At 59.1% G+C, this 21,137-nt stretch carries 18 protein-coding genes; 6 read left to right on the top strand and 12 right to left on the bottom strand.

The window, feature by feature from the left end; all coding sequences use genetic code 11:
• Window positions 1–64: 64 nt before the first annotated feature.
• Window positions 65–1,207: a DegT/DnrJ/EryC1/StrS family aminotransferase gene (locus LB556_RS08470; protein ID WP_224566064.1), complete on the top strand. Its 1,143-nt coding sequence runs from the start codon at window positions 65–67 to the stop codon at window positions 1,205–1,207.
• 67 nt (window positions 1,208–1,274) lie between these two features.
• Here the strand turns inward: LB556_RS08470 and LB556_RS08465 are convergent, their stop codons facing one another.
• The 4 genes from LB556_RS08465 to cysD are packed head-to-tail and all read right to left on the bottom strand — an operon-like array spanning window position 1,275 to window position 6,259.
• The gene (locus LB556_RS08465; protein WP_224566062.1) at window positions 1,275–2,543 is read right to left on the bottom strand and encodes an O-antigen ligase family protein; all 1,269 of its coding nucleotides are present in this window, start codon (window positions 2,541–2,543) and stop codon (window positions 1,275–1,277) included.
• Window positions 2,544–2,602: 59 nt separating this feature from the next.
• Window positions 2,603–3,403 carry a 3'(2'),5'-bisphosphate nucleotidase CysQ gene (cysQ, locus tag LB556_RS08460; protein WP_224566716.1) on the bottom strand — a complete coding sequence of 267 codons (801 nt, stop codon included), beginning with the start codon at window positions 3,401–3,403 and terminating at the stop codon, window positions 2,603–2,605.
• Window positions 3,404–3,413: 10 nt separating this feature from the next.
• Window positions 3,414–5,351: a sulfate adenylyltransferase subunit CysN gene (gene cysN / locus LB556_RS08455; RefSeq protein WP_224566060.1), complete on the bottom strand. Its 1,938-nt coding sequence runs from the start codon at window positions 5,349–5,351 to the stop codon at window positions 3,414–3,416.
• Window positions 5,352–5,353: 2 nt separating this feature from the next.
• Complete coding sequence (cysD, locus tag LB556_RS08450; protein WP_224566058.1) at window positions 5,354–6,259, bottom strand: sulfate adenylyltransferase subunit CysD; 906 nt, start codon at window positions 6,257–6,259, stop codon at window positions 5,354–5,356.
• 479 nt (window positions 6,260–6,738) lie between these two features.
• Between cysD and LB556_RS08445 the strand changes: the two genes are divergently transcribed.
• Together LB556_RS08445 and LB556_RS08440 are read left to right on the top strand one after the other, a co-directional pair.
• Window positions 6,739–8,058, top strand: a complete 1,320-nt coding sequence (locus LB556_RS08445; protein WP_224566056.1) for an O-antigen ligase family protein — start codon at window positions 6,739–6,741, stop codon at window positions 8,056–8,058.
• Complete coding sequence (locus LB556_RS08440; RefSeq protein ID WP_224566054.1) at window positions 8,055–9,002, top strand: NAD-dependent epimerase/dehydratase family protein; 948 nt, start codon at window positions 8,055–8,057, stop codon at window positions 9,000–9,002. Before LB556_RS08445 ends, LB556_RS08440 begins: the two co-directional genes overlap by 4 nt.
• 32 nt (window positions 9,003–9,034) lie before the next feature.
• On the opposite strand, the gene LB556_RS08435 is transcribed toward LB556_RS08440, so the two are convergent.
• From LB556_RS08435 to LB556_RS08425, 3 genes are all read right to left on the bottom strand, one after another.
• Window positions 9,035–9,574, bottom strand: coding sequence for a sugar transferase (locus LB556_RS08435; protein ID WP_224566052.1), 540 nt, complete (start codon window positions 9,572–9,574; stop codon window positions 9,035–9,037).
• 119 nt (window positions 9,575–9,693) lie between these two features.
• Window positions 9,694–10,626: a glycosyltransferase family 2 protein gene (locus LB556_RS08430; protein ID WP_224566050.1), complete on the bottom strand. Its 933-nt coding sequence runs from the start codon at window positions 10,624–10,626 to the stop codon at window positions 9,694–9,696.
• 66 nt (window positions 10,627–10,692) lie between these two features.
• Window positions 10,693–12,681, bottom strand: coding sequence for a UDP-N-acetylglucosamine 4,6-dehydratase (locus tag LB556_RS08425; protein WP_224566048.1), 1,989 nt, complete (start codon window positions 12,679–12,681; stop codon window positions 10,693–10,695).
• A gap of 416 nt (window positions 12,682–13,097) precedes the next feature.
• Here LB556_RS08425 and LB556_RS08420 point away from each other — a divergent pair, with 416 nt between their 5' ends.
• From LB556_RS08420 to LB556_RS08410, 3 genes are all read left to right on the top strand, one after another.
• Window positions 13,098–13,889 (top strand): ABC transporter permease, encoded by a 792-nt coding sequence (locus tag LB556_RS08420; protein ID WP_224566046.1) that lies wholly within the window; start codon window positions 13,098–13,100, stop codon window positions 13,887–13,889.
• A gap of 7 nt (window positions 13,890–13,896) precedes the next feature.
• Window positions 13,897–14,631: an ABC transporter ATP-binding protein gene (locus tag LB556_RS08415; protein ID WP_224566044.1), complete on the top strand. Its 735-nt coding sequence runs from the start codon at window positions 13,897–13,899 to the stop codon at window positions 14,629–14,631.
• A gap of 104 nt (window positions 14,632–14,735) precedes the next feature.
• The gene (locus LB556_RS08410) at window positions 14,736–15,497 is read left to right on the top strand and encodes a sulfotransferase family 2 domain-containing protein (RefSeq protein WP_224566042.1); all 762 of its coding nucleotides are present in this window, start codon (window positions 14,736–14,738) and stop codon (window positions 15,495–15,497) included.
• Here LB556_RS08410 and LB556_RS08405 read toward each other — a convergent pair.
• From LB556_RS08405 to rfbB, 5 genes are all read right to left on the bottom strand, one after another.
• A complete protein-coding gene (locus LB556_RS08405; protein ID WP_224566040.1) occupies window positions 15,494–16,414 on the bottom strand; it encodes a glycosyltransferase family 61 protein in 921 nt (306 codons plus the stop codon). The two genes, LB556_RS08410 and LB556_RS08405, sit on opposite strands and share 4 nt — an antisense overlap.
• A gap of 396 nt (window positions 16,415–16,810) precedes the next feature.
• A complete protein-coding gene (locus LB556_RS08400; RefSeq protein WP_224566038.1) occupies window positions 16,811–18,061 on the bottom strand; it encodes a glycoside hydrolase family 99-like domain-containing protein in 1,251 nt (416 codons plus the stop codon).
• The gene (locus tag LB556_RS08395; RefSeq protein WP_224566036.1) at window positions 18,062–18,937 is read right to left on the bottom strand and encodes a class I SAM-dependent methyltransferase; all 876 of its coding nucleotides are present in this window, start codon (window positions 18,935–18,937) and stop codon (window positions 18,062–18,064) included. It lies immediately after the preceding gene.
• Window positions 18,938–19,169: 232 nt separating this feature from the next.
• Window positions 19,170–20,063 (bottom strand): dTDP-4-dehydrorhamnose reductase, encoded by an 894-nt coding sequence (gene rfbD, locus LB556_RS08390; RefSeq protein ID WP_224566034.1) that lies wholly within the window; start codon window positions 20,061–20,063, stop codon window positions 19,170–19,172.
• Window positions 20,060–21,130 carry a dTDP-glucose 4,6-dehydratase gene (rfbB, locus tag LB556_RS08385; protein WP_224566714.1) on the bottom strand — a complete coding sequence of 357 codons (1,071 nt, stop codon included), beginning with the start codon at window positions 21,128–21,130 and terminating at the stop codon, window positions 20,060–20,062. The genes rfbD and rfbB overlap by 4 nt, the downstream gene beginning before the upstream one ends.
• Between the last annotated feature and the right edge of the window lie 7 nt (window positions 21,131–21,137).

Here is a 21,137-nt window from a genome sequence, read left to right as displayed (position 1 = left end):
GGCTTTTTCAGCCGCGCCAAGTCTGGTACCAGCGGACCGGTTATTGGCAGGTATTGAGGCCGACATGCAGTTCATCGATCTTGGCGCGCAGCGTGAACGAATCCGCGACCGGCTGAAAGCGGCGATCGACCACGTCGTCGAGGATGGCCGCTATATCCTTGGCCCCCAGGTCGCCGAATTCGAGAAGAAGCTCGCCGCCTATGTCGGCGTCAAGCATGTCGTGGCCTGCGCCAACGGCACCGACGCACTGCTTTTGCCGCTGTTCGCCGCTGGCATCGGTCCGGGCGATGCGGTGTTCGTGCCGAGCTTCACCTTCGCCGCAACCGCGGAAGTGGTGGCGCTGGCCAAGGCCGAGCCGGTTTTCGTCGATATCGATCCGAAGACCTACAACATCGACATCGCCAGCCTCGAGGCGGCGATCGCGGCCATCAAGAAGCAAGGCCGGCTGAAGCCAAGGGCGATCATCCCCGTCGACCTTTTCGGTCTTGCCGCCGACTATGACGCGATCATGGCTGTCGCCAATCGCGAAGGCTTATTGGTGATCGAGGACGCCGCCCAGTCCATGGGTGGCTCACTCGAAGGCAGGATGTGCGGGGCGTTCGGCCATGTCGGCTCGACCAGCTTCTATCCGGCCAAGCCGCTCGGCTGCTATGGCGACGGCGGCGCGATGTTCACCAATGATGACACTCTGGCCGATACGCTGCGTTCCTTCGCCTTCCACGGCAAGGGCGAGACGCAGTACGACAACATCCGCGTCGGCATCAATTCACGGCTCGATACGCTGCAGGCGGCAATCCTGATCGAGAAACTCGCCATCCTCGAGGAAGAAATGGTGGTGCGGCAGGTGGTGGCCCAGCGCTATGCAGATGGCCTCGGCGACATCGTCGCCGCCGCCCGCAACCTGGACGGCAGCCGCTCGGCCTGGGCGCAATACGCGATCGAAACACCGAAACGCGACGGCCTTAAAGCGCATCTGAGCGAAAAGGGCATTCCGTCTGTCATCTACTACGTCAAGCCGCTGCATGAGCAGGTCGCCTATCGCGACTACCCGCGCACGCCGACCGGTCTTGCCGTTTCGGAGGACCTGCCGAAACGCATCCTGTGCCTGCCGATGCATCCCTATCTCAGCGAGGCCGACCAGGACATGATCATCGAAACGATCCGCAATTATATCGGCTCGAACTCCGCGCAAGCCGCGGCCGAATAGGGCGTCGAATACCAGAGGGCCGACACCTCGTCGGGGGGCGGCGAGGCGCGCGGCCTACTTCGCGCCGTTATCTTGATCTTGAGAAAGTCCCTGCCCGTCTTGCGATCCGGTCTTCCATTACCGGCTGGTTCACGGAACGGCACTGCAATATGCAGATGCCCGCGGTGAAGACCAAGGTGCCCAGCACCCATGACAACCAGATCCGATGGTCGACCGACAGTTCGACAACAGCTATGATCAGGTAGCTGCTGGCTATGAAGTGGCAGGGGCCGCTCAAACCGCCGATCATTCTTACGATCGCTGCGAGAAGCATCCCATACACAATGATGCCAAGCGCTCCCAGTTCGTACCACAAATCGAATACGATATTGTGCGCGCTTGGGAGGTCAACCTGCGCATAATATGTGGGGTTGACCACGACTCCGACCGCGTTCCTCATCGTATCGGCGCCATGGCCAAGAACCGGCTGGTCCGCAATGTGGGGCGAGATCATCTGCCAAAGATCGAGGCGCGCGGCGAACGTTCCCGGATAGAAAGCCAGCAATCCAGTTGTTTTGAGGTAGGCGAACAGCGGCGAGACGACGAAGGGGGCGATCAGGGCAAGAGACAAATAGACGACGAAGAATCCGACCAACGCGTGTTGACGGTATTTCGCGGGCATGACGAACATCCCCGCCACGAAGACAATCGCCAGATTGACGCCGGTCGATTGACCGTAGAGCAATGTCAGCACGGCAAAGAGAGCCGCAAACCCCCTCCACACCAGCCTCGGCTGGGCGAGAAACATGACGGCAAAAAAAGCGCCGTAGACCGTGATCTTGTGAAGGGTGAAAACATTTTCCACAAATCGTGGATCTTCGGTGAAAAACGCGAAATACAGTTCCCACCCCATCACCGACACCAGGCCAATCAGCATGCCGACCAACGAGACCCGCGCGAGCCGGTCGCGTCGAGCGCTCGGAAGCGCCAGAATGCACTCGAACAGCAGGATGGCGGCGATCGAGTAGCCAAACACATCCCTCGCCGCCGTGAGAGAGCGGCTCGCGTGGATCGACCATAGGGCGCTCGTAAGGACAATGGCTGACAAGAGAGCCAGGGTGAGGGAGAGCCCCATCGTCGCCCTGCCAAAGCGTGCACGCCTTGTCAAAAGGGTAAGAGCGCCCATGAGTGCCGCCACAAGTGCCAGGACCGTCGGAGACATTTCGATGAAGACGAAAAGAGCGGGAGAGAGGGCATAGAGGCCCAGCAACATCCTGAAGGCTATTTCATCGCGATTTTTGGTCCATACCGGAAACCCGCCCGAGATGACGGCATGGCATTTCTGAAAAAAGGACATTCAATTACCGACTCAGGGAACGCCGATACAGGATAGGTGATCGGCGTAGGCTTTTCACCTCAACGTTCGATACCACCTCCGGTAGCAACGCTGCCGCTGGCGATGAAATGCGGATTGGCGAAGTCCTCGTCATCGGCCTGGTTGCGCTTGCCATAGGCCAACGGCCTGCCGTCCAGCGTGCGCGTTGTGCCACCGGCGGCGCGCAGCACTGCGTCACCCGCCGCGGTGTCCCATTCCATGGTGCGGCCGAAGCGCGGATAGACATCCGCCTCGCCATTGGCGAGGAGGCAGAATTTCAGCGACGAGCCGACCGAGACGATTTCGGCGGCACCGAGATCGCGAATATAGGCATCGGTTTCAGGTGTGTTGTGCGAGCGGCTGGCAACCACCGCCAGCGGTGTCGCGGCCGTTCTCACCGAAATCGGCCGGCGAGAAACGATCTGGTAGTCGCTATCGACTTCAAGGGCCTCGGCCCTGCCCGGCCGGCCGGAAAAAAGCCGGCCGCCGCATGGCGCGAAGACGACGCCCAGTTCCGGCACGCCATGACGGATAAGCGCTATGTTGACGGTGAAATCAGTGCGCCGGTTGACGAATTCCTTGGTGCCGTCGAGTGGATCAATGAGGAAGAAGGCATCGCCAAGTTCACTCAGCATGACACCGGCCGCTGCTTCCTCCTCGGCCACGCAGGGAATGTCGGGGAATTCCGCGCGCAGGCCAGCAAGGATGATCTTCTCGCTCTCGCGGTCCGCCTCGGTCACCGGCGAGGAATCCGATTTCCGGTCCACCGCGCAGCCTGCATGGAACACACGCATGACCTCGCGCCCGGCAGCTAGCGCCAGCCGCTCGAAGATTTCAAGCATCGACGTGTCGTCAGATGCCGCCGCCATTGTCATATTGGTCTTCGGCAATGTCACGCTCGTTCAGCCAGTGTTCCAGGGAATCTACCATCTCTTCGGCCGACTTGCCGAGCGTCTTCAGATGGATCTCCGGTTTCTCCGGTGCTTCGTAAGGAGAATCGACACCGGTAAAATTCTTGATCTCGCCATTCAGCGCCCGAGCATAAAGGCCCTTGGGATCACGCCTGGCGCACTCCTCGAAGGGCGTGTCGACAAACACCTCGATGAACTCGCCATCGGCCATCAGTTCCCTTGCCATGCGCCGCTCTGCGCTGAACGGCGAAATGAACGAGACAATGACGATCAACCCGGCGTCCGCCATCAGCTTGGCCACTTCAGCGACGCGTCGAATGTTCTCGACGCGATCGGCGTCCGTGAATCCGAGGTCGCGGTTGAGGCCGTGACGGACGTTGTCGCCATCGAGAATATAGGTGTGGCGGCCGGTGGCGAACAGCTTCTTCTCGAACAGGTTGGCGATGGTCGACTTGCCGGAGCCCGACAGGCCGGTGAACCAGAACACGCCGGGCCGCTGGTTCTTCATGTCTGCGCGCACGCGCTTGCCGACATCGAGCGATTGCCAATGGATGTTTTCGGCACGCCGCAGCGAGTGCACGATCATGCCGGCGCCAACGGTGGCGTTGCTGATGCGGTCGATCAGGATGAAGGCGCCGGTGGTACGGTTTTCGGCGAAGGGATCGAAGGCGATCGGCGCCCGCGTCGAGATATTGCAGATGCCGACTTCATTCATCTCCAGCGACTTGGCCGCCTCATGGGCAAAATCGTTGACGTTGATGCGGTATTTCAGGTCGGTGACCGTGGCGCTGGTCTGATCGGTCTCGGTGCGCAGGATATAGGAACGGCCCGGCAGCAGCGCGTGCTCGTCAAACCACACGATGTTGGCGGCGAACTGGTCGGCGACCTGCGGCCGCGCGGCCGGAGAAACCAGCATGTTGCCCCTGGAAACCTCGACCTCGTCGTCAAGGACGAGCGTTATGGCCTGCCCGGCCACCGCTTGTTTGAGATCGCCGCCATATGCAACGATGCGTTTGACATGCGAGGACTTGCCCGATTTCGCAACGACGACCTCGTCGCCTTGCGCGACGGTGCCGGAGGCGATGGTGCCGGCGAAGCCGCGGAAATCGAGATTGGGGCGATTGACGTACTGGACCGGAAAACGGAACGGCAGCTCGACTGCAGCCTCTTCGACGGAAACGGTCTCGAGGTGCTCGATCAAGGTCGGGCCGGAATACCAGTGCGTGTTTTCGGAGCGGGCGCTGACATTGTCGCCATAGCGGGCCGACATCGGGATCGGCGCGATGGTCTGGAAACCAAGATCGCGTGAGAACTGCCGGTAGTCCTCGACGATCCTGTCGAAGACCGCCTGGTCAAAATCGACGAGATCGATCTTGTTGACCGCCAGCACGATGTGGCGGATGCCGAGCAGCGAGGCGATGATCGAATGGCGCCGGGTCTGGCGCAGCACACCCTGCCGGGCATCGATCAGCACGATCGCCAGATCGGCGGTCGAAGCGCCCGTCGCCATGTTGCGGGTATATTGTTCGTGTCCGGGCGTGTCGGCGACGATGAACTTGCGCTTCGGCGTGGCGAAGAAGCGGTAGGCGACGTCGATGGTGATGCCCTGCTCGCGCTCGGCCTCGAGGCCATCAACCAGCAGCGCGAAGTCGATGTCGTCGCCCGTCGTGCCATGCTTGCGCGAATCGCGTTCGAGCGCGGCGAGCTGGTCCTCGAAAATCTGCTTGGTGTCGGAGAGCAAGCGTCCAATCAATGTCGATTTGCCGTCATCCACCGAACCGCAGGTCAGGAAGCGCAGCAGCGACTTCTTCTCCTGTGCGGCCAGATAATCGCGAACGCCGTCCGTGGGAGCGAGGCTCTTTGCCATGATGTGGCGCATGGTCAGAAATACCCCTCGCGCTTCTTCTTTTCCATCGAACCGGCTTCATCGCGGTCGATCAGGCGGCCCTGCCGCTCCGAGGTGCGTGCCGTCAGCATCTCGCCGACGATGGCTTCCAGTGTGTCGGCGTCGGATTCTATGGCGCCGGTCAGCGGGTAGCAGCCAAGCGTACGGAACCGCACCAACCGGTTCTCCACGACCTCGCCGGGGAGCAGCTTCATGCGATCGTCGTCCTTGAGGATCAACATGCCATCGCGTTCGACGACCGGCCGCTGCTTGGCGAAATAGAGCGGCACGATCGGAATGTCTTCCTGCAGAATGTACTGCCAGATGTCGAGCTCGGTCCAGTTCGACAAGGGGAAGACGCGGATCGATTCACCCTGCGCGATACGGGTGTTGAAAATCTTCCACATCTCGGGCCGCTGGTTCTTCGGATCCCACACATGCTGGGCATTGCGGAAAGAGAAGATGCGCTCCTTGGCCCGTGACTTTTCCTCGTCGCGACGGGCGCCGCCAAAGGCGGCATCGAAGCCGTATTTGTCGAGCGCCTGGCGCAACGCCACGGTCTTCATAACATGGGTGTGAGTGTTCGAACCATGGTCGAACGGATTGATGTTGTCGCGCACGCCGTCTTCATTGACATGAACCAGGAGGTCGAAACCCAGCTTCTGCGCCATCTGATCGCGAAATGCGATCATCTCGCGAAATTTCCAGGTGGTGTCGACGTGAAGAAAGGGAAATGGCGGCTTGGCCGGGTAGAACGCTTTCATCGCCAGATGCATCAGCACCGACGAATCCTTGCCGACGGAATAGAGCATGACCGGCTTGCTGAAGGCTGCCGCGACCTCGCGGAATATGTGGATGGACTCGGCTTCAAGCCGCTGCAGATGCGTTAGCGCTGATGTCATGGACCGTGAGCGTTCTCTCATGCCTTGCAACAGAAGATCCCGCGTCGATCATCGAGCTTTTTGCGCCCGGTTCAAGCTTCGCTTCTGGACAAAGTGTTTCGTGCGGGCGTTCTAGCAGATCGTCGCGCCCCAGAACAACGCAAGACGAGTCCGGTAGCCGGTCCGTTGGGGAATGAATTTTCCATGCTTGCCGGCAAAGCCAGGAAATTTCTGCTTGAGGGGCCTCCAGCCGGAAACGACAGGAAAAATATTGCCTGCGGGCGCGCCGCCAGCGCCGCAAGGGTGAATTGGCGGCGACCGCGCGATTTCGGCGGCGATCGATCCGGGCGCACTATCGAAACGGCAACCCAGCCGCTATACGCTTTCGAGAGCGGACAAAGATGCATGACGAAGCATGGGGCAATTTCGAGGCGGGCACATTCCGTTTCACCAAACGCGATGTGCCGCATAAACTTTCTCGAGAATAGCAGGTCCGAAAGTTGAACCGGCTTTCATCCATAAGGCAGCAATTCACGCCTTCGCGGATCAATGTCTACTTCTCCATCCTCTGCTTCTTTTCTCCCCCGGTGCTGGGATCGGTGGTCAGCTTCGTATTTAACGGCGGCGGCCTGTGGTCCGTCCTGTTGATCGCTGCGAAGAGAAGGCGCTTCAATGTCGACCGGGCGGCGCTGGCGCTGACGATCGCGATCTATGCCTATTGCGCAAGCAATGTCCTGGCGTCGCTCGTCAACCACGCGATCGTCAGGGACGCGCGGCATCTTATCCCGCTGGTCACCTTCCTGTTGTTTCCCATCTCCTATTCGACCTGGAGCATTTCTCAAAAGACAACGCTCGTCCGCATCATTGTGTTGGCCAGCATGGCGGCCTGCCTTGGCGCGCTGCTGCTGGCGGTCTACCAGCAATATCGGCTTGGCATGCGCGCCGAGGGCGGGGCCGGGAATGCGATCGTGTTCGCCGAGGTGCTCTGCCTTGCCGTGGTGATCTGCGTGGCCTCTGTCCTGTCCGGCATGGAGAGATACAGGATCGCCCTCGTCTGCGCCGCGCTCGCCGGAACGATCGCCATCATCTACTCCGGTACGCGCATAGTCTGGCTGTCACTGCTGATTGCCGGCATCGCCGTTCTGCTGATCAACCAGCAGAGGCTGAGAGGCCGAAATGCCGTCCACGTGCTTTTGCTGCTGGCCGCGATCGCGGTCACGATCGCGGTTTTCGGGTTCCACACGATAGCCGGCCGTGTCGCATTTCTGCACTCGGACTGGGATGCGCTGGCGGCCCACGGTGACCACACGACAGCCTTGGGATTGCGCGTTGCCCTCTGGGATATCGGCCTGAAGGCATTTCGTGAGATGCCATTGTTCGGACATGGAGTGGGAGCCACCCGGCTCTTGATCAAGCATGGCTTTCAGGACCAGTTCGGGATCGATGAAGGCTTCAATCATTTCCATAACGGCTTCCTGACCGCCTTGGTCCAGGCGGGAATCCTGGGTGCGGTGACGCTGGCTGCGATCTTTGTGGTTGCGGCCCGCAACGCCGCCCTGGTCCTTCGCGACAGCGCCGATCCGATCGAGCGGTTCGGCGCCACCATGATTGTCGCCGTCGTGATCACCTATCTGACCGCCGGAATGACGGGCATCCTGCTCGGCCATGACATTCTGGACTCGGTCTTCATGATCTTCCTTGTATCGGGAACATATCTTGCCTGTGGCCGCCAGGCCGCGTTGGAAGGCCAAGCTGTTCCGTCAGCGGAGGGACTGGCGCCTCCACCAGCCGCCCGATGGCCGGTCCGGGCCAGACAATGAAAGTCCTGGTTACAGGCGCGACAGGCTTCATCGGCCGCCAGGTGGTCCATCGGCTTCGCGAGGCTGGCGTCGAGCTTCGCCTCGCCTCCCGCCAGCCGGAGAGACTTGATGCGGGGTCGGACGCCGTGCCGATGCCGGGTCCCGGAGCCCCGGCCGCGGCCTTCCTGGCGCTGACCAGGGATGTCACGGATATCGTCCATTGCGCGGGTCTGAACAATGACCAGGGCAATGCCACCGAAGCCGATCTTCTGGCAGCCAATGCGCAATTGAGCGCACGTCTGGCACAGGCCGCCGCCACGCAGGCGAGCGGTCGCTTCATCCATCTCTCCTCGATCCGGGCCGTGATCGGCCCGCGTGCCAGCGCAACGATCGACGAAGACACCGTCCCCCGCCCGCAGGACGCCTACGGGCGCTCGAAACGCGAAGCCGAAATCGCAGTATTGGGCGCCTATGCCTCGCATGGCCGCACCGACGCCGCCATATTGCGGCTGCCTCCGGTTTACGGGATCGGCATGAAAGGAAACCTGGCGACGCTGATGCGGCTCGCCGATACGCCCCTGCCGATGCCGACAGGCGCACTGACCGCACACCGCTCGCTGCTGTCATCGCAATCGGCGGCAGGGGCGGTGTGGCATCTGCTTGGCCATCCGGAGCCGCTTCGGCCGATCTATACCGCCAGCGACGTGCCGCCGGTTTCCGTCGCTGCCATCATCGCTGCCTTTCGCCGCGGCGTCGGGAGGCCGCCGCGCCTGATGACAGTGCCGGCCGGACCGATGCGGGCGGCCGCCATTCTGCTTGGCAAGCGGGCGTTCTGGGATAGCCTGACCGCGACACAGATATGCGACCCTTCCCTGCTTGCCTCGGAAGGCTGGGCGCCGGAAACCGGCACGCTGGAGCGGCTGACCGAGATAGCGCGGTTCCAGAAGCCCCGAGTTCCTGTCTGACCCTGGTTCAAAGACCGGTGGAGCACGGCCGCTTAGCCGCGATAGAGCGTGCCAAACAGGATCCGAATGTCGAGCCAGAACGACGCGGTCCTGAGATAGGCCGCATCGGTTTCGGCCAGAAGTCGCGGGTCCGACATGTCGATACCCCTGATCTGGGCCAAGCCCGTCATTCCGGGCAGAGCCTGCAAAACCCCCAGCCGCCTGCGGCATTCGATCAGTTCCGTCTGGATCGGCAGGCAAGGACGCGGCCCGACAAGGCTCATTTCGCCGCGCAGGACGTTCCAGAGTTGCGGCAACTCGTCGAGCTTGAATTTCCGCAACCTCTTTCCAACTGGGGTCACGGCGCTGACGGGCGTTTCATGCGAGGGCAGTGATGGCGTTCCCTGGTACATTGTCCTCAATTTGTGGCAGCGAAAATGCACACCTTCGCGGCCAATCCGGGTTTGGGAAAAGATCACCGGACCAGGCGACGATGCCCGGACGGCAAGCATGGCGAGCAACAGAATGGGAGAGGTCGCCACCAGCAGCACAGCCGCACCGGCGCGATCGAGGATTTTCTTGGCTGTCGTCATGAGTGGCCGAAAGGGCTCCCCGCCAGGGCTTGGCGCGGCAACCGCGAGCGAAGCCCGTCAATCCGGTCGGCGTAGCATGGGGTCACCTCCCGACCAAGCACTCCACGCGCTCTCGACATTCAGATACGACTCAGCACAAAGGCGAGATAGAGCCCAAGGGTTCCGGCAAATGTCTGTCGATAGACGCCGCTTTCGCGCAGGGCGCGCAGGCGCTGGAAAAGCGTGCCTTGCCGACCGTTTTCGAACAGGTCGAGGCATGCCATCGCGTCCTTGGTAAGGAGATCGCGATTGACGGCGAGGCCGGCAAGGTTGAGATCGGTCCAGTCGGCGAAATGGCCCTTGAACAGGCGGCCGAGCCGCGAGACCCGCGCCTGCCACGATGCATTGGCGCCGACCAGATTTGCCGCATGCTGGCGATAGCGTACCAATGGCCGCGGATCGTAGTGAACGACGCCGCCGGCACCGGCGACAATCAGGTAGGCCCACCAGTCGTGGCTGACGAAGCCGGTCCGGGTGGAGGCTCTGGCCAACAGGTCGCGTGCCGCGCGGTTGAGCAGGATGGTGTTGCCGCCGGCAATGCTTTGCACCAGCGCGTTGCGGAAGGATGGCGGACGGCTGAACAGCGGCGAACGGCCGATCAGGCTTCCGGCTTCGGTCATGGTCGCGGTTCGCGAGCAGAACATCAGCGGGACCTCCGCGTCGAATGCCTGCATCCAGCCAAGGGCGGCTTCAAGCCTGTCGGGCTCCCAGACATCGTCCTGATCGCAGAAGGCGTAACAATCCGCGTCGAGGCGCGGGTCGAGGATCATCGACCGGAAATTGGCGGCGAAGCCTTGCCTCGGTCCCTCCACCAGGGTTATCCGGCCTTTTGACCAGCGGGGCTTCCAGGCTTCGATGATGGAAACGGTGCCATCGACGGAGCCGTCATCGGATATCCAGAGGTCGATCAGAGGATGGGACTGATCGAGCAGCGACCGCACCTGCTCGTCGATGAAGGCAGCGCCATCCTTCGTGCCCATCAGGACGGCAATGCGCGGATCTGTCTTACCCACTGATGTCAAACGCCTTGCCGTGCGAGGTTTTCCGAGCCGCGAAAAACACACTTTCCCTGCAATTGATCAGCCCGCCTGCCCGGCCGCCTTCGGCGCCGCGTCCTGCCGCGCGTTCGCCCTTGTCTTGGTCGCGCGGTCGAGATCGGCCAGGATGGCGAGCGAGGCCGCCTTGTCATGGCTCTTCATGGATTGCTGCAGCGCCGCAAGTGCTGCCTGCACATCCGCCCACCGCGCGACATCGGTGCTGAGGCCGAAAATCTTGGCAATGCTGAGCTCGACCAATTGCTCGTCCTCGCCGTGGAGCGTCTCGTGGAGCTTTTCACCCGGCCGGATGCCGGTGAATCGGATCGGAATGTCCGTATAGGGGCTTTTTCCTGCCATGCGGATCATCGTTTCGGCCACTTCGAGGATCGGCACGGGCTTGCCCATGTCGAGCATGTAGACGGCGTAGTCCTGGCTGGCCGGCCGCGACGCGGCATCGGCCGCCGACATGATCACGAGATCGACGGCTTCGGCGACAGTCATGAAATAGCGCGTCATGCGCCGGTCCGTTATGGTGACCGGCCCACCGGCCTCGATCTGGGCCTGGAATATGGTCGCCACCGAGCCGTTGCTGCCGAAGACGTTGCCGAAGCGCACAGCGATGAACTTGGTGGCGGGGCGGCGCACGTCCGGTTCACCGGCCGGCGTTCCATGCAAGGCGCTGACGATCTGTTCGGCGGCGCGCTTGGTCATGCCAAGCACGGACGTCGGATCGACGGCCTTGTCGCTCGAGACCATGACGAATTGCGCCACGCCGCACCTGGCGGCGACCTCGGCGCAGACGAGCGTGCCGAAGACGTTGGTCTGGATGGCCGATTCCCAGTTCTCCTCCAGCAGCGGAACATGCTTCAACGCCGCGGCATGGAAGATGATGTCGGGCTTGAACTCCGTGACGACGCGCGTCATCTGGCGCCTGTCCGCGACATCGACGATGCGGACCTTGAGTCGGTCATGGTCCTTGTCGTCGACATACTGGCTGAGCTGGAAGATGCCGAATTCGGAATTGTCGGCGACCAGCACGGCCTCGGAGCCAAGCTGCAGCGACCGCTTGACCAGCGTTCGCCCGATGGAGCCGGCGCCTCCCGTGACCAGGACGCGCTTGCCGCCGACGAAGGCGCCGATGCGCTCGATGTCGGATGGCACCGTCGGGCGGCGCAGGATCGTTTCCATCTCGACGGCATCAAGAACGAGCTTTCCCTCCTGGCCCAGTTGCGAAAGCCCGGAGAACTGCACGACCGCGATGTCGCCGTGGCGCGCGACGCGGACCAGCTCGGAATATTCCTCGATCTCATGCTCGGCGCCGCTGCCGAAAATCAGCATATCGAGGCTCTTGGTGCCGGTCGCATAGTCGTCCAGGACATCGACCAGGCGCGGCCGCGTCGCCACCACCGGAACCCCTTGAATGCGCGTGCCCAGCGGCGCGCCGCGCTCGGTCGCCATGATGCCGGCGATGGCAAGGTCGGCCGGCTGCGCCGTGCGCGTGAAACGGATGATCAGGTCGGCCTCGCCGAGCCGCCCGACGAACAGCGCCTGCCTGGTCCGCGCGGTGTCGGCCCTGCCGTTCAGGATACCCCAGCTCGCGCCGTCACGCAGGAAGCGGTAGAACAGCCGGGGCGCCGAGATGATGGTGAAGGAGACGAGCAGGAAGACGATGAACTGGCGCTCGTTGAGGCCGGCGACGGGCTGGAAGGAACGCACGACCAGCGAAACGGCGTAGAGCACCAATGTCAGGATCGCGCAGCTTTTCAGGATGTTGAAGAAATCAGGCGTCGAGGCGAAGCGCCAGACCGTGGTGTAGAGGCCGCTATATCTGAACAGAAGATGGCTGATGAGAACGATGCTTGCCCAGGTGACAAGCCCCTCGCTGGAGAACGCCCCGAACGAAAGATCCGACCGCGACAGGACAAGGCTGAGCGCCACGGCGACGAGGACCATGACCACGTCCTGGACCATGATGAAGACGCGCCGCACTTCCGGCCTGAGCCCGAACACAGCTTCCACGAAAGTATTCATTAGGCAGTACTAAACTCCGGGCTTTCGGAAATGGCACCAGCAAAGTGTCAGCACGAGAACCATTCGTGACCGTCACGCTTCCAAGCAGCATCTCCGGCCCCCGCCTGCTGTATCGCATACTGCGGGCTGCGAGGCATGGCCAGATGTTTTTTTTGTGGAGGGCGAGTGGTTAACGGAAAACATGAAGCCCATTCGCGGAAAACTGCTGCGAAGCCGACGTTAGACATTGCTTACAAATGACCGCACGTCATCAGCATGTGTCCAGTTTTGCCGCAGTTGACTCTTCTCCAGACCTCATTACGACGCAATGCGTTGCCATGTGCCCGTCGAAATGACTATTAGAAGGGGGACTTGGTGGTTCGCTATGGCCAGCGAAGGATAATGGGCCAAAACAACAGATTGCGACACTCCCAGCTATGATTGCGGCACTAAACGGCGCTTTTGACGACATCTCAAAAGCCATGAAATTACACCGGGTCTGGGTCGCGCTTGCCCATGAGGATATCGGCGACCAGCATAGGCGCACGACGCTCGGGCCGCTTTGGCTTCTGGTCAACTACATTGCCTTTGTGGGAACATTCGTTTTCGTGTTCCAGCCCGCAGGCAAGGATGCCGCAGGCTATGCCGCCTATGTGGCGATCGGCCTTCTAGTGTGGTTCTACCTGATGGAAGTAATGTCCATGAGCGTGGCGCTCTTCCAACGCGAAGAGAGTTTCATCGAAGGTACGACTCTGCCTTTGTTTGTCTATGTGATGCGATTGGCTTTGCAGTCCGTTATCAGGGCCGGCTATGCAATCGTAGGTTGCGTTGTCATTTTACTATTCAGCGGCTCCCATCTCGGCATGCCATGGCTGTGGTCACTGGCAGGATTATTCCTGATCTTGTTTACCACTCCCCCTCTCATCACTGTCTTCGCGTTTCTTGGAGCCTTTTTCCCTGACAGCCAGTTCATCGTTGGCAACCTGCTGCGCGTCGGCATGTTCTTTACGCCAGTCTTCTGGATGAACAAGGGCCAAGACCCTGTCCAGAAGTACGCCTACGAATGGAACCCCTTCACTTATTTCCTGGAAATCGTCCGTCTGCCGATCATCAATGGAGAATTTCCAGCCCATGCTTTCATCGTAACCATCATCGCGGCCTTGGCTACCTGGGCGATAGCATTGCTGCTGCTCGGCCGATATCGCAAACAAGTCGTCTTCCTGATCTGAGTTTTCCATGGTCTCTATCAAGCTGGATAATGTCAGCCTTGTTTACAAGTTGCACGACAAGCTAACCCTGTCCGCGCCGGACCGACGCGTGGGTGGGCCTGGCGGTAGAATTGAGGGCTCGGGCAGAAAGCAGTTCGTGCAGGCGCTCGATGGAGTCAGCTTCGAGTTGAAGGCTGGCGACCGGTTAGGCTTGGTTGGCCCAAACGGAGCCGGCAAAACCACCCTTCTCAAAGTGCTTTATGGGATCTACGAACCGTCCGGCGGAAACGTTGCGATAGAAGGTAAGGTCGACGCTCTTTTCAACATCAATATAGGCTTTCGACGCGAGGCTACCGGGCGCAGGAACATCGTGTTGCGTGGGTTGATCAGCGGATGGACGGAAGCCGAGATCGAAGAGAAGATGAACGATATCATCGCCTTCAGCGAGCTCGGAGATTTCATCGATCTGCCTTTCAAGGCCTACAGCCAAGGCATGGCCGCACGGCTTGCCTTCTCGGTGGCGACCGCGCTTGATCCCGAGATTCTGTTAATGGATGAGTGGATCGGGGCCGGCGACGCCTCTTTTCAGGAGAAGGCCAAACGGCGCATGGACGAACTCGCTGAAAAAGCCGGCATTATCGTTCTGGCCAGCCATAGCGAGGCGCTTATACAAAGTGTGTGTACGAAGAAGATGACGCTAACGGGCGGTCGGATAAAATCGCTTACGCCAGAACCGGTCAAGCAGACCGAAACGGACGCATGATCGTTATTTTGCTGTGGAAAACAACGGATTGGCCAGCACGGATCAAGTTTCTAGAGGCCTAGCGCCTTATGTCATTCGCTTCATTGGTTTGATAGGGGTGGGACATGTTTCAGAAGCCTAGGCGGGCAGTTTTTCTGCATATTCAAAAAACCGCTGGAACTTCAATAATGATGATGGCACGTGAGCGCTACGGGCTGGATGGCGTGATGAGCCATGGCGATTTCATAAGCTTGGGCAGAGAGGGATGCAGTCGTTACCCCTTTGTGTCCGGCCACTTTGGGTACGGTTTTGCTGAGCCGTTACTAAAGGGTAGATACGCGTTTACCTTTCTGCGTGATCCTGTGGAAAGGCTGATTTCCCTTTATTGGTTTAGTCGCGCGCAGACAGGCGACAATATCCTCTACAACGCCGCTAAGAGATTCTCGTTTGATGAATTTTTGAAGCTGGGGCGCTGCCTCGAGGGAGAGGCCTCTCATCCGCTGCGCCCACAGATATGGAACAACCAAACCTACCAATTGGCTCATGGATATGGCTCCAACGTCGGCATTGATGATTGTGAGCCAAAGACACTTCTTTCAACGGCCAAACGAAACCTGCGCAGCTTCGACTATATCGGGTTTACCGAGACGCTAAGTTCAGATGCAGCGAAGATTTTTCAATCGATAGGCGGGTCGTCAACTGTCACGACAAATAAAACGAATGTAACTGAGAGACGCCCCGCGCTAGAACATCTCTCAAGCTGCTCCGTGGCTCTCCTGAAGGAAATGACAGAACTCGATCGCGAATTGTACGCGAACGCTCAAGCTTATCAGCAATCACGTCCATGGCGATGGTGGATGCCCATACGCTCAACCAATATAGTCTAGGACAATTCGGAAATTGCCGCTTGAACACTATTGAGGTCGGTGGTCGCATCTATTCGCGGAAGAATGGTCGAGCCGTTTGGAAGAGGCGGGTTGCCGACCATCTCTGATCGACTCAAAACGAGCGAATAATCGTGGCCACACGCGCCAGTCAGATTCAATAGCCACCGCTCAGGGGCGCCACCCTCGCCCCAATAGCCGACCCAATCTTCTGGCATTAAGTCAATTATCTGAGCGCCTGAACGGGCGAAGATCATGTTCACCAATGCCGATCCGTGATTGCCTGCAATGACCTTCGCTGAAGCAAACAATTCTACTTGTTTTGGAAATGTCATGCTCGTCGGGTTGACGATCTCGAATCCTGCGTTCTTGAATAGTAATTGTGTCTCTGCTTCATTTCTCACAAATCTAGGTGAATAAGCGCCGTCGCGAGTTAAGTAAATTCGTCGATTTGGGGGTACAACTGGAGAATCCACGAGCATCCGTAACTTCGCGATCGTCTCCGGGTTCGGCAAAAAGCAGTTTACAGCCATCAGCATGGTTGAAGTAGTCAGGCTACGGCATCGGACAACGCCCGAAGCCTTCACGATATGGCCCGGCCCAAATCCGACGCCGGCCAAAACCTCGGTGATCCATGCTGGAAAGATAGTGGGGACCAAAATCTTCAGGCGGCGCTCCAGGATCAGGTCTTTCAGCAGAGCAACGGCGCACAATCCATCCAATATGAAGTGCCCGTAGGCGCCGCAGGACCGGTGGAATACATGGATCAAGTCGTCGTCGATTGTAGAATTCGCAGACCCCCTGACGTCTTCTGCTAAACCGTCACGTTTGGTATCAACGTAATAGCTTGCGATGTAGCGACAGGTCTCATCTAACGACCCATCCTCTAGGACGACAAGGCCGCTCGCTGCGTCAAACACGCAATTTTGCAGCCGATTAGCTGATATTTTTGGTGATTGATATCCGTCAACTCTAACTATAGACCGCAATTTAGATTCTTTTGGAGATGAAATCCGTGAAAAAAATCGAACCTTTCTGCTAGGCACAACCGATAAAGACTCGCATATCGTTCGGTCTTTCAATTTCTTGTGATTTAACGCCGAAAATATTTCCCTTGTCCACCTTAACATTGGTTAAAACCTCTGTATCTATGTCCGTAAAAATCTTTTATTTTCAAATTTACTGCGGCACTTCTCGTAATTACATTGATGTTACTTTGCTCGTAGCAGTCCCCTGAGGCGGGAGCCGGTTGCGGCGGACGGTTTAGCATCTCGCTGGGGTTGCTACAGAAGCTGGCAGGCTTTACGGAAAGTACGTCAACGTTGGCCCCTCGAACGACGAGATTGCGAACCCCAGCGTGTGACACCGATGACTGTCCTATAGGCCAACCTCGCAATCCGTAGCGCCAACGGGCGATTGTGCAGTCGAGCTGCCACTTTCCACTTGAGGGATGGAGCCACAGATTTTTGTCTCTCAGACGAACTGCGCAATGGATGGACGTCATAGTTCCCATCCACCAACGAGACGCCGCACTTGACGCGCCGAGTCGCTTCCAGAAAACCGCGGCCGAATTTTCGATCAGGCTCAAGATGACATCCCTCCGCCCATTCGTTCCAAGCGTTTATAAATAGCAGTTGCTCGCTTGCGGCTCGGTCCTTTTTTGTGAGCGAGGAAGCTCCTTTCAACCAGCGCTCATAGTTTTCAACCGTCGCTCCTAAAACGATCAACGCACGATCCTTTACACGTGCTGTATTGTCCCAGCTTGGAAAGACGGTACGGTAAATTCTTCGATCTCGACGATCTCTGCTCAGGCAGTCGCGCGCCACATCTGCGAACTCGACAGCATATCCATTGTAGGGTTCGTACGACGGGAGAATGTCGTTCACTGGGTCAACCCGCATATTGTGTGGCGGGAATTCAACGCCAGCATCAAATCCATATTGCTCGTAGTTGTCGTTACCGTGCGTCAAAGCGCTGACGATATGGATTTCACCGACGCCCATCTTGCGGCAGTGTTCTCGCCATTGCTCGGCAGCCCTGCGCGCGTCTGGAATATGCTGGGGGCGATAAACAACCAGCAGCGGCTTCCCATCAACTCTGACGTAGCGAGGGTCTCTGAAGAAGGGCACGAGGCTGTCGGCGAACCGTTCCTCCCAGCCAGGCCCGTAGCTCTGTGCAATCAACACCTCTTGCTCAGCAGCATCCCACCGACGAGTCCAATTCTCGTTCGCCCAACATAGGCAAAATGGGAAGTCGGCGAGAGAGTCAGCCAAAAAAGCGTCAACTGGCTTGTCGAGCAACCGCTTTCCACCAAACCAGTAGTAGTGGAAGCAAAAAGCATCGATTCCGTATTCTTTAGCCAGCGTGATTTGCTCATGCTGAGTCTCGCGCAATCTTAAATCGTAGAACCCGAGATCCGTAGGGAGATGCGGTTGATCATGGCCGTCAAATAGTGGTTTAGCCTTTGTTACATTCGTCCACTCCGTAAAACCCTTACCCCACCAGAGGTCATTTTCAGGAAACGGATAAAACTGAGGGAGGTAGAAAGCTATATAGCGAAGTGTCATCTATCGTATTCCAAGAGCGTTTTTTATAAGCTTTCGCCCATGCTTTCCGAGGAATCGACCGATAAGGCTTCTTACCATAGTACCCTGAGGAATGTTCCCGATAAGCTTGACGGTCAGGGAAGCATCGATCTTGGAAGGAGGATTATGAACCAACTCAAACTCTGGCCGAGTCGAGTTGGCATCAACGGCTAAAACTACGGTTTGGTACACTTGGGAGAAGGCGGGCAATTCAAGAGCTCCACGCAGCTGCGCCGAGGTAAGGCGCCATGTATCGACAAACTCCGTCATTTCGGGAGTTCGCACCACATAGCGCGCATCAACTATCTTGAGATCAGCTTGACGAAAAAGGTTCTGGATGTTCTTCGCCCCGAAGAACCTGACGTGAGTACGATCAAGCAATCCCCAATCACGGTAGTCAACGTCGTTGTTCAGTATGGATGCGATCATTGCAGCATGCGAAGCGTTTGGGATTGATGAAACAACGGTCCCGTTTGGTCGAAGCAACTTTCTGGCGATCCGTAAGGTCTGCCAAGGGTCGATCAGATGCTCCAACACATCAGCAATTACAATCACATCGAACGACCGCCCAGAAAACGCCTTATCCCAATCTGGTTGGTTGAGGTCGCCATGGATGACGTCGACGCAAAACTTACGCAGGATCGGGAGGCATTTCGGATCTGCCTCAAGCGCAGTAACGCGGCATCCATTTTTCTCAACTAGTGGCCGCGCAATCGAGCCTGGACCGGCACCAATTTCCAAAACGTCCTTATCTTTCCCGGCCAACCGGAGAACATTTGCCGCAGCGGTGTCGGAGTTCGGATCCACATCGAATACATATATATCCGCAGCAGATTTATTTGTTTCGTTCATTTTCATGGCCCTGCCTTGTTATAGAAAAATCTATTATTCAATTATCTCTCTTTAGTTTTAAGTATGAAAAAAATTTCGGTAAAAATCAACAAGCTTTAAGTATTAGGCTATATATTATTTAGTTTAACCGAGATGATCTCGATGCTTTTAGGTTGGTCTCCGCCACCAGGACGCGAATTGATGCAAGTCTCTTCCCAACCGCTCTCAGGTGTCGGACGCTCATTCATACGCTCACTGCCTATCTCGTCTCGCCGCTCACAACCCGCCGCACCACCTCGCCCGCCGACTCCCGCCAGTCCGGCGCGTTCCACCCAAACGTCGCCGCGAACTTCGCGCTTGATAGCCGGGAGTTGGCGGGGCGGCGCGCCTTGGTTGGGTAGTCCATCGTAGCAATGTCCCGTACCCGCGCCCAAGGGCCACCAGACTTCAGGCTTGTGTCGAGGATATGACGGGCAAAGCCGCTCCAGTTGATGTCGCCCGTGCCAGCCAGGTGATAGGTGCCGAAGGCGGCGAGGTCCTTGTCGCGGTGCAGCATGGTCGCCGCATGCAGGATCGCGTCGGCGATATCAAGCGCCGATGTCGGATTTCCCCATTGATCGGCGACCACCGAAATCTCGTCGCGGTCGGCGGCCAGCCGCAGCATGGTTTTCACGAAATTCCGGCCGAACGGGCTGTAAACCCATGCGGTGCGCAGGATCAGGTGGCGCGGGTTGGCTGCCGCCACCGCCAGTTCGCCGGCGAGCTTGGAGGCTCCGTAGACACCGAGCGGGGCCGGCGGGTCGGTCTCGACATAGGCATCGGCCTTCGTTCCGTCGAAGACATAGTCGGTCGAAAGATGGATGACGGGCAAGCCAAGCCGCGCCGCGGCCTCCGCCACCTTGCCGGCGCCGGCCGCGTTGACCGCGAAGGCCAGGTCGGGCTCGTCCTCGGCCTGATCGACGGCGGTATAGGCGGCGGCCGACACGACGATATCGGGCTTGGCAGCCGCGATGGCGTCGATGATGCTTGCGGGCCTTGCCAGGTGGAGCTCCGGGCGGCCGATGGCGACGACCTCCACGCCCGCGCGCGCCTGGCCGGCCTCCAGCAGGCTCGCGGCGACCTGGCCGTCGCGTCCGGTGACGAGCAGCCTCACGCGTCCACCTTGCGTGCTTCGCCCAGCCTTTCGCCGGCATAACGCTGTTCGCGGATCGGCCCCCACCACCATTTGTTGTCGAGGAACCAGTCCACGGTCCTGGCAAGGCCGCTGTCGAAATTCTCCCTGGGCGTCCAGCCGAGCTCGCGGCTTATCTTGGAAGCATCGATGGCGTAGCGGCGGTCGTGGCCGGGACGGTCGGTGACGAAGGAGATCAGCTCGCGATAGCGCCTGCCGCCGGCGCGCGGGCGCCTGGCGTCGAGCAGGTCACAGATCGTCTCGACCACGGCGAGGTTGGTGCGTTCCGAATTGCCGCCGACATTGTAGCTCTCGCCCGGATGGCCTTTCGTGGCGACGAGTTCCAGGGCGCGCGCGTGATCCTCGACGAACAGCCAGTCGCGCACATTGGCGCCGGCGCCGTAGACCGGCAGCGGCTTTTCGTCGAGCGCGTTGAGGATGACGAGCGGGATCAGCTTCTCGGGGAAATGATAGGGGCCGTAATTGTTGGAACAGTTGGAAAGCACCACCGGCAGGCCGTAGGTCTCGTGCCAGGCGCGCACCAGATGGTCCGAGGCCGCTTTCGAGGCGGAATAGGGCGAGGACGGCGCATAGGGCGTCTCCTCCACGAACATGCCGCCGTCGAAGGGCAGGTCGCCGAACACCTCGTCGGTGGAGACGTGATGGAAGCGGAAGCGGCCTTTCCTGTCGTCGGACAGGCCGCGCCAGTATTCGAGCGCGGCATTGAGGATCTTGTAGGTACCGACGATGTTGGTCTCGATAAAGGCGCCCGGCCCGTCGATCGAACGGTCGACGTGGCTCTCGGCGGCGAGGTTCATGACGATGTCGATGTCGTCGCGGCGCAGGAGATCGAGCACCGCCCTTTCGTCACAGATGTCCGCCTGGGCAAAGTTGTAATTGTGGGCATTCTCGATCGGCCGCAGCGAGGCCAGATTGCCCGCATAGGTCAGCTTGTCGAGATTGGTCACCCGGTAGGCCGGATTGGCGCACAGATGCCGGCATACCGCCGAACCGATGAAGCCGGCACCGCCCGTCACCAGAAAATTCATGCCGCTG

It is taken from the genome of Mesorhizobium sp. ES1-4 (assembly GCF_020164745.1).
GTDB lineage: Bacteria > Pseudomonadota > Alphaproteobacteria > Rhizobiales > Rhizobiaceae > Mesorhizobium.
Note: the sequence above shows the minus strand (reverse complement) of the source record. Positions and strands in the feature narration are given on the sequence as shown.